This window comes from Neisseria sp. P0001.S005, from assembly GCF_051963715.1.
In genome coordinates this window covers 1-13,185 of the sequence record NZ_JBQCTZ010000097.1, presented here as the reverse complement: position 1 = coordinate 13,185, position 13,185 = coordinate 1, and the positions used below count along the sequence as shown (strand labels likewise).

The 13,185-nt window shown below is 51.3% G+C and carries 11 protein-coding genes; all 11 read left to right on the top strand.

Going from position 1 to position 13,185, the window contains the following annotated elements:
- Window positions 1-2,241: penicillin-binding protein 1A (locus ACTHSP_RS12185; RefSeq protein WP_440346174.1), on the top strand; the 2,241-nt coding region annotated here is incomplete at its 5' end.
- A gap of 60 nt (window positions 2,242-2,301) precedes the next feature.
- Window positions 2,302-3,138 (top strand): PHP domain-containing protein, encoded by an 837-nt coding sequence (locus ACTHSP_RS12180; protein WP_440346173.1) that lies wholly within the window; start codon window positions 2,302-2,304, stop codon window positions 3,136-3,138.
- A 135-nt stretch (window positions 3,139-3,273) separates the two neighbouring features.
- Entirely contained in the window at window positions 3,274-4,116 is an 843-nt protein-coding gene (locus ACTHSP_RS12175; protein ID WP_440346172.1) for a class II glutamine amidotransferase, read from the top strand.
- A 199-nt stretch (window positions 4,117-4,315) separates the two neighbouring features.
- Window positions 4,316-4,768: a transcriptional regulator NrdR gene (nrdR, locus tag ACTHSP_RS12170; protein WP_004520863.1), complete on the top strand. Its 453-nt coding sequence runs from the start codon at window positions 4,316-4,318 to the stop codon at window positions 4,766-4,768.
- Between the two features lie 14 nt (window positions 4,769-4,782).
- Entirely contained in the window at window positions 4,783-5,886 is a 1,104-nt protein-coding gene (ribD, locus tag ACTHSP_RS12165; RefSeq protein WP_440346171.1) for a bifunctional diaminohydroxyphosphoribosylaminopyrimidine deaminase/5-amino-6-(5-phosphoribosylamino)uracil reductase RibD, read from the top strand.
- 573 nt (window positions 5,887-6,459) lie between these two features.
- The gene (locus tag ACTHSP_RS12160) at window positions 6,460-7,767 is read left to right on the top strand and encodes a nucleotide sugar dehydrogenase (protein ID WP_440346170.1); all 1,308 of its coding nucleotides are present in this window, start codon (window positions 6,460-6,462) and stop codon (window positions 7,765-7,767) included.
- A gap of 168 nt (window positions 7,768-7,935) precedes the next feature.
- Window positions 7,936-9,363 (top strand): oligosaccharide flippase family protein, encoded by a 1,428-nt coding sequence (locus ACTHSP_RS12155; protein ID WP_314512702.1) that lies wholly within the window; start codon window positions 7,936-7,938, stop codon window positions 9,361-9,363.
- 42 nt (window positions 9,364-9,405) lie between these two features.
- Window positions 9,406-10,716 carry an O-antigen ligase family protein gene (locus ACTHSP_RS12150; RefSeq protein WP_314512700.1) on the top strand — a complete coding sequence of 437 codons (1,311 nt, stop codon included), beginning with the start codon at window positions 9,406-9,408 and terminating at the stop codon, window positions 10,714-10,716.
- Window positions 10,713-11,783 (top strand): glycosyltransferase family 4 protein, encoded by a 1,071-nt coding sequence (locus ACTHSP_RS12145; RefSeq protein WP_314512698.1) that lies wholly within the window; start codon window positions 10,713-10,715, stop codon window positions 11,781-11,783. Before ACTHSP_RS12150 ends, ACTHSP_RS12145 begins: the two co-directional genes overlap by 4 nt.
- A 13-nt stretch (window positions 11,784-11,796) precedes the next feature.
- Window positions 11,797-12,969: a glycosyltransferase gene (locus ACTHSP_RS12140; RefSeq protein ID WP_314512696.1), complete on the top strand. Its 1,173-nt coding sequence runs from the start codon at window positions 11,797-11,799 to the stop codon at window positions 12,967-12,969.
- On the top strand, window positions 12,962-13,185 hold a 224-nt coding region (locus ACTHSP_RS12135; RefSeq protein WP_440346169.1), incomplete at its 3' end, for a sugar transferase. The genes ACTHSP_RS12140 and ACTHSP_RS12135, both read left to right, overlap by 8 nt.

The following is a 13,185-nucleotide window of genomic DNA, read 5'->3' as shown; positions in this document are numbered from 1 at the left end:
ATTTATTCTTCAGACGGCCAAGTCATTGGCGTTTACGGCGAACAACGGCGTGAATTTACCAAAATCGGCGACTTCCCGAAAATTTTGAAAGACGCCGTGATTGCCGCCGAAGACAAACGCTTCTACGACCACTGGGGCGTGGACGTTTGGGGTGTGGCGCGTGCCGCGATCGGCAATGTCATGGCCGGCGGCGTTCAATCCGGCGCCAGTACGATTACGCAACAGGTTGCCAAAAACTTCTACCTGAGCAGCGAGCGTTCGTTCACCCGTAAATTCAACGAAGCCCTGTTGGCCTACAAAATCGAGCAGTCTTTAAGCAAAGACAAGATTTTGGAGCTGTACTTCAACCAAATCTATTTGGGTCAACGTGCTTATGGTTTCGCCTCCGCCGCCCAAATTTATTTCAATAAAAATGTTAATGAATTAACATTGGCCGAAGCCGCCATGCTGGCCGGCTTGCCCAAAGCCCCTTCCGCCTACAATCCGATTGTGAACCCTGAGCGTGCCAAACTGCGTCAGGCTTATATTCTGAACAATATGCTGGAAGAAGGCATGATTACCCTGCAGCAACGCGATCAGGCTTTGAAAGAAGAGTTGCATTACGAGCGTTTTGTACAAAACATCGATCAAAGCGCCCTGTACGTTGCCGAAATGGTGCGTCAAGAGCTGTTTGAGAAATACGGCGAAGATGCCTACACGCAAGGCTTCAAGGTATACACCACCGTCGACACCGCACACCAGCGCGTGGCCACCGAAGCCCTGCGTAAAGTCCTGCGCAATTTCGACCGCGGCAGCAGCTACCGCGGTGCAGAAAACTACATCGACCTGAGCAAAAGCGACAACGTAGAAGAAACCGTCAGCCAATACCTTTCTACACTTTACACCGTCGATAAAATGATTCCGGCAGTTGTATTGGAAGCCTCTCGCAAAGGTGTACAGATTCAGTTGCCAAGCGGCCGTAAAGTCACGCTGAACAGCCACGCTTTAGGCTTTGCCGCCCGTGCCGTCAACAACGAAAAAATGGGCGAAGACCGCATCCGCCGCGGCTCCGTCATCCGCGTTAAAGGCAGCGGCGATACCTTTACCGTCGTTCAAGAGCCTTTGCTGCAAGGCGCATTGGTGTCTTTAGATGCGAAAACTGGTGCAGTCCGCGCATTGGTCGGCGGCTACGACTACCACAGCAAAACCTTCAACCGCGCAACTCAAGCCATGCGCCAACCCGGCTCGACGTTTAAACCGTTCGTTTATTCCGCCGCTTTGGCAAAAGGCATGACTGCTTCCACCATGATTAACGATGCGCCGATTTCCCTGCCGGGCAAAGGTGCAAACGGCAAAGCGTGGAACCCGAAAAATTCAGACGGCCGCTATTCCGGTTACATCACGCTGCGCCAGGCTTTGACCGCTTCGAAAAACATGGTGTCCATCCGCATCCTGATGTCTATCGGCATCGGCTACGCGCAACAATACATCCAACGCTTTGGCTTCAAGCCGTCTGAAATCCCTGCCAGCCTGTCTATGGCTTTGGGTACAGGCGAAACCACGCCATTGCGTATTGCAGAAGGTTACAGCGTCTTTGCCAACGGCGGTTACAAAGTATCTGCCCACGTCATCGACAAAATCTACGACAGCCAAGGCCGTCTGAGAGCGCAAATGCAACCTTTGGTAGCCGGTGAAAACGCGCCTCAGGCCATTGACCCGCGCAACGCCTACATCATGTACAAAATCATGCAAGACGTTGTCCGTGTCGGTACCGCACGCGGTGCAGCCGCGCTCGGCCGCTCCGACATCGCCGGTAAAACCGGTACCACCAACGACAACAAAGACGCATGGTTTGTTGGCTTCAACCCTAGCGTTGTGACTGCCGTCTATATCGGCTTTGACAAACCGCGCAGCATGGGCCGTGCAGGCTACGGCGGTACAATCGCCGTACCGGTTTGGGTAGAATACATGCGCTTTGCCCTGAAAGGCACCAGCGTCAAACCGATGAAAGCGCCTGAAGGCGTGGTTGCAAACGGTGGCGAAGTGTATATGCGCGAACGCATGACCACCAGCTCCGACCTAGCCTTGGACAACAGCGGCGTTGCACCGCGCCCCGCTCAACCTGCCCGTCGCGCGGTTCCGAATGAAAACCGCCGTCGCACCGAGAGCGGCAATGCGCCAGCCCGTGAAGAATCAGACGAAACCCCAGTTCTGCCAAGCAATACCGGCAACAACAGACAACAACTGGACTCTCTGTTCTAACAAATCAAGGCCGTCTGAAACGTTCAGACGGCCTTTTTTGAGAAAATTCAAAGTAAAACCATGATTGATTTACACTGCCATTCAACCGTTTCAGACGGCATGCTGTCCCCAACAGAAGTTGTCCGACTCGCTCATCAAAACGGTTGTACCCTGCTCGCCCTTACCGACCACGACCACACCGGCGGACTGGCCGAAGCTCGCACCGAAGCCGATACCCTCGGCCTCCCCTTCATCAACGGCGTAGAAATATCCGTCACTTGGCGCGGCCGTACCATCCACATTGTCGGCTTGGACTTTGATGAATACAACGAAGCCCTGCAAAACCTGCTTGCCAAAGTCCGCAAAGGCCGTCTGAAACGATTAGAAGCCATCGCGGCCAAACTGGAGAAAAAAGGCATAACAGGCGCGTATGAAGGCGCGCTGGCATTGGCCGCCAACAAAGAAATGGCCAGCCGCACCCATATTGCCGAATTCCTCATCCGAGAAGGTCATGTTAAAAACAAACAGCAGGCATTTACCAAATATTTAGGCGACGGCAAATCCTGTTCCGTCAGACATGAATGGGGCACACTGGAAGACTGCGTAGCCGCGATTACAGACGCAGGCGGCATGGCCATTATTGCCCACCCGATGCGCTATGAATTATCCGCTACCGCCAAACGAAACCTGTTTCAAGAATTTAAAAATCTCGGCGGCGCAGGGATTGAAGTACATAGCGGCAACTGCTGCAAAAACGACCGCCTCAACTATGCCCTGCTTGCCGACCGCTTCGACTTTCTTGCCAGCGCAGGCAGCGACTTCCACCGCCCCAATGACTTCAGCGGCGGCATACTCGGCACCTGCCCCGACTTACCCGAACAATGCCGCCCTGTCTGGGAACACTTTAAGGCTGTCTGAATTTTTGACAGCAATTTTTCAGACGGCCCGCCAAGTATGAGACAGTTATAAACATATCACACTCTACATATTGAAACTACCTGCCCGATACACCATAATAACCCTATAAATACCCCAAAAATAAAGGTTAACACCATGTGCCAACTGCTCGGCATGAATTGCAACACGCCCACAGACATCATGTTTTCTTTTGAAGGCTTCCGCCGTCGCGGCGGCATTACCGACCATCACGCCGACGGCTTCGGTATCGGCTTTTTCGAAGGCAAAGGCGTGCGCTTGTTTCACGACGACAAACCCAGCGCCAACTCGCCCGTTGCTGACTTGGTGCGCGCCTACCAAATCAAATCTGAAAACGTTATCGCCCATATCCGCAAGGCCTCACAAGGCCAGACCTCCTTGGCGAACACTCATCCCTTCATGCGCGAGATGTGGGGCGAATATTGGCTGTTTGCCCACAACGGCCATTTGATTGATTTTTACCCCGAGCAGGGCGAGTACTACCATGCCGTCGGCACGACCGATTCCGAACGCGCGTTCTGCTTTATTCTCAACCGCCTGCGCAGCCGCTTTGCCACCAAACCCGAACCTGAAGTTTTGTTTGATGCCATCGCTGGCCTGACCCATGAAATCCGCCGCTATGGCTTGTTTAATTTCGTGATGTCCAACGGCGACTGCCTGTTTGCCCACGCCAGCACCTTGCTGTACTACATCGTGCGCAAAGCCCCGTTTGGCAAAGCACGCCTGCTGGACGATGATGTGATGGTCGATTTTTCAGAAGTGACCACACCGAACGATAAAGTTTCCGTCATCGCCACCCTGCCCCTGACGCGTGATGAAACTTGGTCGCAATTGGCAGTCAATGAATTGGTGATGTTTCAAGACGGCGATATCGTCCGCAGCGACCGTCCCGAGAATCCGGTTTATATGAGTGCGGAAGAAGGTTTGGAAATCGCCCGTGCTGTCGGCGTATCGGTTTAACGGTTGATTGACTGAAAAACTCAAGGCCGTCTGAAAGGCTCAACTTCTCTCAAGTTGCCCTTTCAGACGGCCTTTTTATACTTAATCCATAGTCAAAGCGTTTACTATACGAAAATAGCGCAATCCGCTACAATAATAGGTCACAAACAATAAATTCAATTGCTTAGCGACCTTGCCGAGCGTATGACAAGGAAACCCGATGAAGTGCCCGTTTTGCCAACACCCCAACACCCAAGTAACCGACTCGCGATGGCTGGAAGACACCAACAGCATCCGCCGCCGTCGCAAATGCTTGGAATGCGGACAACGCTTCAGCACTTTTGAAACCGTTGAAATGCGGATGCCGCAAGTCATCAAATCCAACGGCACACGGGTTCCCTTCAATGCGCACAAACTGCAGACCAGCCTTGAGCGCGCGCTGCACAAACGCCCAGTCACACAAGAACAAATCGATGAAACCGTTGCCCTTATCGAGCAACGCCTCTACCGTTTGGGCAAAAAAGAAGTCGCTTCGCACATCGTCGGCGAAATGGCGATGGAGGAACTGGCAAAAATCGACCAAGTTGCTTATGTCCGCTTCGCGTCCGTCTATAAAAGCTTTAAAGACGTTTCCGAATTCACCCAAGTCATCGCCGAATGTAAAGCCAAATAAGGCCGTCTGAAACCATGTTTTCCGCACTTGATACCCAAATGATGCAAACCGCCCTCGAGCTGGCCAAGCTTGGGCGGTTTTCTACTTCCCCCAATCCCCGCGTCGGTTGCGTAATTGCACACGGTGCACAAATCGTCGGACAAGGTTTCCACGTCAAAGCAGGCGAGCCGCACGCTGAAGTTCACGCCTTGAGGCAGGCCGGAGCGGCGGCAAAAGGCGCAACAGCCTATGTCACGCTGGAACCTTGCAGCCATTACGGCCGCACACCGCCATGTGCCGAAGCGCTGGTTCATTCCGGCGTAACGCGCGTGGTCGCCGCCATGACCGACCCTAACCCATTGGTCGCAGGCAAAGGCTTATCCATGCTGGAAGCCGCCGGAATCCGTACAGAAAGCGGTTTGTTGGAAGCGCAGGCGCGCGAGCTCAACCGCGGTTTCCTGTCGCGTATCGAACGTGGCAGACCGTTTATCCGCCTCAAATGCGCCGCCAGTTTGGACGGCAAAACCGCCCTTTCAGACGGCCGCAGCTTTTGGATTACCGGCAAAGCAGCGCGCGAAGACGTACAAATTCTCCGTGCCGAAAGTTGCGCCGTTTTGACCGGTATTGGTACCGTGCTTGCCGACAACCCGAAACTCAACATCCGCAGCTTCCCTACCCTGCGCCAACCTGCGCGTATCGTCTTGGACAGCCGGCTGCAAATCCCTTTGGACTGCCACCTCGTGACCGATACCGAAAGCCCGACCGTTATCGTTACCCTTTCCTCAGACGAACAACGTTTGCAGGCTCTAAGCGCATTTGAACATATCCGCATCATCAGGCCGTCTGAACACATCAACGGCCGCATCAATCTTCTTTCCCTCATGCCGCAACTGGCAGAACTTGGCTTTGGCGAAGTTCTGGTAGAAGCCGGCTCAACACTTGCTTCAGCCTTCCTGAAGGATGACTTGGTGGATGAAATCGTCCTCTACCAAGCGCCAAAACTATTAGGCGTAGGCAAACCTCTTTTCTCACTTCCTGAAAATCCGGCCGTCCTACTTTCAGACGGCCCTTGGCAAAGTCAATCAGTAGAAATCATCGGGCAGGACATTAAATGGGTTCTCCGGAAAAAATCCACCTAATTGCCCCAACTTAATAATTAAACCATTTCAATAGAATACATCTATCATTTATGTAGCAATAAATGTGCTTTTTTCGTCAATATATTACAATGACTATAACGTATTCCAATTTAAAACTTTGACTTGTGTTAACTATCCTCAAGCTGATTGTCTACAAATTTTCCTTTTTTTCATCACGAAAGAATGAATTATTAAGATGAGTTAAGCCATGAAAATTTATTAAAAGTTTTTATTCTAGAAGGGTTTCAAACGGAATAAACGGTAGTTTAATTTCATGAACCATGCATTTGACAAAACAATATTTAAAATTAAAACATTTAGTTGAGTGTAATTTCTAAAAGTCCAATATTCAAAAATACCTTTTTCATACCTTACAGGCCGTCTGAACGACCGTTAAACTTTTTTGATTGAGACGAATCAGATAAGTGCTTATGATTCCGTCTAATGTAATTATAAGTATGGTTTTAAGGCTTCACACGATACGGCAGCCGGCTATGGCTATGCGGTTGCAGCAAACAACTCAGGCATCGGGAAAACACTCCCGATTTACTCATTCATTAAACGAAAGACATCATGAAAAACGTTACGATACAAAAATTTGCCGATAAGACCGCAAAAATCGGCATCGTTGGCTTAGGCTACGTCGGTTTACCACTGATGTTGCGCTATGTGGATATCGGTTACCAAGTTTTGGGGTTCGACATTGACACCAACAAAGTCGACAAGCTCAACAAAGGCGAAAGCTACATTGAGCATATCCCTTCCGACAAAATTGCCGCTGCTTCCAACAGCTTGTTTGAAGCAACGACCGACTTCTCCCGCATTGGCGAAGTAGAAGCCGTCATTTTGTGCGTACCGACTCCGCTGAACAAATACCGTGAGCCGGACATGAGCTTTGTGATTGACACTACCGATGCGGTAAAACCTTACCTGCGCGCCGGTCAAGTGCTGTCTTTGGAATCTACTACCTACCCCGGCACTACCGAAGAAGAATTGCTGCCGCGCATGGAAGAAGGCGGCTTGAAAGTCGGTCAAGACGTGTTCTTGGTTTACTCTCCTGAGCGCGAAGACCCGGGCAACCCTAACTTTGAAACCCGTACCATTCCCAAAGTCATCGGCGGCCATACCCCTGCGTGTCTGGAAGTCGGCCTTGCGCTGTACCAACCTGCCATCGATAAAGTTGTTCCAGTAAGCTCCACCAAAGCGGCCGAGCTGACCAAACTTCTGGAAAACATCCACCGCGCCGTAAACATCGGTTTGGTGAATGAGATGAAAATTGTTGCCGACAAAATGGGCATCGACATTCACGAAGTCATCAATGCCGCTGCGACCAAACCATTCGGCTTCGTCGCCTATTACCCAGGTCCAGGCTTGGGCGGCCACTGTATCCCTATCGACCCGTTCTACCTGACTTGGAAAGCACGCGAATACGGTGTAAACACCCGTTTCATCGAGCTGGCAGGCGAAGTTAACTCCCACATGCCTGACTACGTTATCGAAAAAGTCGGCCTGGCTTTGAACGACCACAACCGTTCTATCAAAGACAGCAAAATCTTGGTATTGGGTATCGCCTACAAGAAAAACGTAGACGATATGCGTGAAAGCCCGTCTGTGGAAGTAATGGACCGTCTGCACAAACTGGGCGCAGTGGTTTCCTACTCCGACCCACACGTTCCAGAGTTCCCACACATCCCCGGCCACCACTACTTCGACCTGAAGAGCGAAGCGCTGACCCCTGAAACTGTCGCCCAATACGACTGCGTGGTTCTGACCACCGATCACGACAAATTCGACTATGACATGATCACCGAAAATGCCAAGCTGATTGTCGATACACGCGGCAAATTCCCAGTGAAAAATCCTAAAGTCATCAAAGCATAATCTTGCTTCAGACGCATCCGGCTGCCTCCGGTTTCCCCGACCGGGACGGCGGCCGGTTTCCCAAGGCCATTTGTTTTTCAGACGGCCTTGGCAAACCGGCAACGGTAACAACACATACCCTACGAAAAACGCTCAGCTCGAACTTCTGGCCGTCTGAAAACAAATAATATGAACGCGAAAAAAATCCTCGGCTACGCATTGGGCCCGGTAGGAAGCGCTGCTTTCGGCCTGCTTTCCCTGCCACTCATCTCATGGTACTTCCCTGCGGAAGACATCGGCCGTATCGTACTCTTGCAGACCATTGCCGGACTGAGCATTCTGCTCTTGGGCTTGGGACTGGACCAATCCTATATTCGCGACTATTACGCCGTTAAAGACAAGGCCGCGCTGTTCAAATCCGTTTTTTTATCGCCATTGATTCTGACGGTGGCGGTTGTGGTTTTAGTGTTACTGATAAACGCATCATGGCCGTCTGAAATCATTTTTGACATCCCCAGTGCAAATTTGGGGATTCTCTTTCTGATTTTCTTGGCCACTACGCTGATTACCCGTTTTTTAGCCCTGATTTTGCGGATGAAAGAGCAGGCATTGGCTTTTTCCGTCAGCCAGCTTGCGCCGAAATTCTTGATTTTGGTGTTGGTTTTTGCCGTGATTGCTTCCGGCTTGCCTGCCAATACCACTTCGCTGGTTTTTGCCTACACTGCCGCCCAAGTGCTGACTGTTGTACTGTTGATCTATCAACTGCGCCGAGACCTGCAAGCCGTTTCCCATGCGAAATGGTCGTACGAGCTACATCGGGACGGCCTGCGCTACGGCCTGCCGCTGGCATTCGGCAACTTGGCCTATTGGGGCCTGACTTCGATTGACCGCTTCGTCCTCAAAAACATCTCGGGTTTGGACGAATTGGGCATTTATTCGATGGCGGTCAGCTTTGGCGCCGTCGCCCTGATTTTCCAAAGCGTGTTTTCCACCATTTGGGCGCCTTTGGTGTTCAAATGGGTAGAAGAAAACACCAATCTGGACAAAATCGGCGACATCACGCTTTCCATGACCGTCCTCATCAGCGCAATGATTTGCCTCATCGGGATTTTCTCGCCGATGGCGACTTGGATACTGCCGGAAAAATACACACAGGTTCAATTTATCCTGCTCTCGTGTATGCTCTTCCCCCTGTTTTACACGCTGACCGAAGTCAGCGGCATCGGGTTGAACGTCGTCCGCTCGACTTGGCTGATTACCGTCATCAACATCGTTGCCTTTATCGCCAATACCGCCCTGCTCTATCTGCTGGTACCGAAATTCGGTGCAAAAGGTGCAGCTATGGCCAGCGCAACGGCTTTTTGGCTGTTTTTCATCTTGAAAACCGAATTCTCTTCACGCCTGTGGCAGCCTTTGCCGCGCCTGAAGATTTATACCAACTCAACGCTCTGCCTGATAATCTGCCTTGCCTACACTTGGCTGGGTACACGCGACAACTATATTTGGTTTGCGCTGGCATGGGCAGTCGGACTGGGTTTCCTGTTCCTAAAATACAAACACGCACTATTTGCCGCGACCGAAAAAATCAAAGCCAAATTAAACCGTTCGGCAAAATAGCCAACCTGAGATTCACGTCTCTACGATAACAACAGAACGACTATGAAAATAAAACGTCTGAACTTATACACTTACATCCTATACATCATGCTCTCAGCCTATATGCTGGGGCCTGCGCTGTCCTTTAAGGTCGGCGTACCGCGTATCGATAACCCGCTGACCCTGATATTTGTACTGCTTGGTTTTGTCGTATTTTTTCTGGAAAGCAAGCATATTCCGCGCAAGATTTTTGCCATGCTCTGCGCCCTGACCGCCATGTGCATCTGGCCTGCCATCCACATGTGCATTACATCGCTGACGCCGACGCAGTACATGGATATTTTGTTTTTTATGGCGGTTCCGGCTTTCTTCTACTTGTTTTACCAAGTATTGAAGCGCGCCGACGACCCTTTGGGGACAATTCAGAAGTTCCTCATCGTATTTACGCTGTTTATCGCCGTACCGCCGTTTGCAGAGCTGGCCACCGGTATTCAGTTTGTGAGTGCCAGCGATGAGTTGGCTATTGATGAAGGCTCGCTCAAAGGCTTGTTCTTTAACCCGAACAACCTCGCCGCCACTGCAGTCTGCCTTGCGCCTGCCATTTTGTTTTTCTTCCAACTCCAAGGACGTAAACACAAAGAAAAACTGCTGGGCTGGGGCTTGTTCCTACTGTTGGGCATGGCCATTTTCGCCAGCGTATCGCGTACCGCCATCGGCTGCTACCTGTTGATTTTGTTGGTTTATACAGCCTATCGCAAAAACGGTTTTATTACGGTCGGCGTCGCTGGTTTGCTGGCGTTGGTGTTGTCGATGATTCCGTCACGTGCGATTGCAGAATTTTTGCTGTCGCTCAACGGTAACCAGTTTTTGGAACGCTTTTCCAGCCGCGTGTACCTCTTCCTGTACGACTTGGGCAGCGACAACTCCGTGTCCTACCGTCAGGAGATTTACAACTACTTCTGGAACAATCCGCCCCTGCTGCTAACCGGCTATGGTCCTAAAAACTTCCGCGAATATTTCGGCGGACATTTGAGCGGCAGCTTGGGCTTTGAAAACCCGCACAGCTTCATCATCGAGCTATATCTGGGTTTCGGCATGATTTCCTTACTCGGCTTTATTGCCTTTGTGGCGTGTTATTTCCTCTACATCGCCTCAAACCGCGCAGTAACCGGCAAATCACGCGTTTTGGCTTGGGTTGCCTTGGGCATTTTCCTGTTGGCCGGTTTTATTCCGTCCACCATTTTGCGTATGCCGTTTATTTGGCTGCCCTGCCTGCTGATTTTTATTTACAGCGTATTTGTTGCGCCCAAGCTGAAAGATATGGCCGCTTACGCATACAACGAAACACTATACGATACGAAGAAACCATCATGAAAATCATCCTGACTACCTCCATGTCCGGCCTCGGTGGCACTGAAAACGCCACCTTCCGCCTTGGCCGCCTGCTCAAACAACGCGGACACGATATCGTATTGGCCTCTTCAGACGGCCCTTTGATTCAGGAAGCGCAAGCATTGGGCATCCGTTGGCAGCCGATCGATTTTTACCAAGGCGGGCTTTTGGGTTACATCAAAGGCATGTTTGCCTACATGAAACTGCTGAAAAAAGAGAAACCTGATGTGATTCACTGCCAAATGGCGCGTATCGTTCCGGCCTGCGCCATTGCGGCCAAGTTTGCCTCGCCGAAAACCAAAGTGTTCTACCACGCACGCGGCCTTGATCCGGAAACTTATCCGAAAATTGCCAAGCTTTTCGACAAGCTGGGCGTATACATCATCGGCAACTGCAAACACGAACGCGAAAAACTCATCCGTTACGGTTTCCCTGCCAACCGCATCACCTACACTTACAACGCTCTGCACAAAGCAGATTTCGTTCCTGAAAAAACGGTCAAAGACTATGTCCAACTGGGCACGCTTTCCCGTTTGGACACCGTCCGCGCCGTGCATCTGATGTTGGATATTTTGAAGAAAATGGTTGACCGCGGCATGCCTGTACGCCTCAACGTTGCAGGTATCGGCGAAGAAATGGACAACCTCAAAGCCCAAGCCAAACGTTTGGGCATTGAAGACAAAGTCACCTTCCTCGGCGGTGTCCGCGACTTGACCGGCTACTTCAAAGAAGTCGATATTTTGGTGAACACGCCGCATTGCGTGGGCGACCACGGCGCAGGTGTCGGCAACAATATTTTGGAAGCCGGCCTTTACGACACGCCTGTCGTGACCTACAACATGGCGGGTATTTCCGAAATGGTCATTACCGGCCAAACCGGCTACTGCATTCCTTTCGGTGATGACGAAGCGTTTATCGAAGCCGTCGATACACTCATCAAGCACCCAGAGTTGCGCAGTCAAATGGGCAAAGCCCTGCACAAACATGTCGAAACCCTATGCTCCGACGACGAAATCTACCGCACCACCATGGCTGCGTACGAAATGTAAGGCCGTCTGAAACATGAACATTACCATCGTCGCCCCTTATTGCTCGCTGCCGTCCGAGCCGCATTTCAACCGCTTCTGGTATCTTGCCGAGCTGTTGTCGCAGTCGCATGACGTATTGCTGATTACCAGCAACTTCAAACACTACGACAAATCTTTCAGACGGCCCGAAGATGCCGAAGCCGCCTCACAAGGCCGTCTGAAAGTGATGTTGCTGGAAGAAAGCGGATACAGCAAAAACGTGTCTTTAGGGCGCGTGACCAGCCATCACCGCTTCGTCAAACATTTTGAAAAATGGTTGGAAAACTGCCGTCCGGGCGAACAAGACGTCGTCTTTTCCGCCTATCCGCTGATTGCCACCAACCTGCTCTTGGGCAAACACAAAACGCGTTTGGGCTACAAGCTGATTGTCGATGTGCAGGACGTATGGCCGGAGTCCTTCTCCTCGGTCGTACCGTTTTTGAAAAAAGTACCGCACAACCTGCTACCCTTTGCTTCACGCGCCAACCAAGCCTACCGCTACGCCGACGCGCTGGTTGCCGTATCGCAGACTTATCTCGACCGCGCCAAAGAAGCCAATCCGAACGTACCCGGCGAAGTCGTCTATATCGGCGCGGATTTTCCGAAACTCGATGCCGCACCTGCCAAAGACTTCGGCGACGACAAAACCCGCTTTTTCTACTTGGGCACGCTCAGTTACAGCTATGACGTGGAAACCGTGTGCAAAGGCGTTCGCAAGCTGTTGGATGCCGGCGAAAACGTCGAGTTGCACATCATGGGCGGCGGCCCCGATTTAGACAGGCTCAAACAATATGCCTGCGACGGCATCAAGTTTTACGGCTACATTCCTTACGCCGAAATGATGTCGGTCGCCAAGGGCTGCGACATCTCCGTCAACGCCATCCACTCTTACGCCATGCAGTCGATTACCAACAAACTGTCCGACTATATGGCTTTGCAAAAACCGATTCTGAACAGCCAGGTCAACGACGAAGTTGCCGAAGTCCTCACCCTGCTGCCGCATGCGGACTACCGTTCCGGCGATGTGGACGGTTTCGTTCAAGCCGCCAAAGATATTTTGAAGCGCAAAAACGATCCTGTTCAGTCCGAAGAAATCGTCCGCCGCTTCAAGCGCGACGTTGCCTATCAAAAAATCGTCAACCTGATTGAAAGATTAACTCATGAATAAATTTTTCAAACGCCTGTTTGACATTGTTGCCTCCGCGTCAGGGCTGATTATCCTGTCGCCTGTGTTTTTGATTTTGGTGTACCTCATCCGCAAAAACTTAGGCTCGCCTGTGTTCTTCATCCAAGAGCGACCGGGCAAGGATGGCAAGCCGTTTAAAATGATTAAATTCCGCTCCATGCGCGATGCAATCGATAAAGACGGCAACCCGCTACCGGA

Bases quoted from the DNA above. Each gene is read 5' to 3' on its own strand.
- ACTHSP_RS12180 (WP_440346173.1), top strand. From the start codon at position 2,302: ATGATTGATTTACACTGCCATTCAACCGTTTCAGACGGCATGCTGTCC.
- ACTHSP_RS12175 (WP_440346172.1), top strand. From the start codon at position 3,274: ATGTGCCAACTGCTCGGCATGAATTGCAACACGCCCACAGACATCATG.
- nrdR (WP_004520863.1), top strand. From the start codon at position 4,316: ATGAAGTGCCCGTTTTGCCAACACCCCAACACCCAAGTAACCGACTCG.
- ribD (WP_440346171.1), top strand. From the start codon at position 4,783: ATGTTTTCCGCACTTGATACCCAAATGATGCAAACCGCCCTCGAGCTG.
- ACTHSP_RS12160 (WP_440346170.1), top strand. From the start codon at position 6,460: ATGAAAAACGTTACGATACAAAAATTTGCCGATAAGACCGCAAAAATC.
- ACTHSP_RS12155 (WP_314512702.1), top strand. From the start codon at position 7,936: ATGAACGCGAAAAAAATCCTCGGCTACGCATTGGGCCCGGTAGGAAGC.
- ACTHSP_RS12150 (WP_314512700.1), top strand. From the start codon at position 9,406: ATGAAAATAAAACGTCTGAACTTATACACTTACATCCTATACATCATG.
- ACTHSP_RS12145 (WP_314512698.1), top strand. From the start codon at position 10,713: ATGAAAATCATCCTGACTACCTCCATGTCCGGCCTCGGTGGCACTGAA.
- ACTHSP_RS12140 (WP_314512696.1), top strand. From the start codon at position 11,797: ATGAACATTACCATCGTCGCCCCTTATTGCTCGCTGCCGTCCGAGCCG.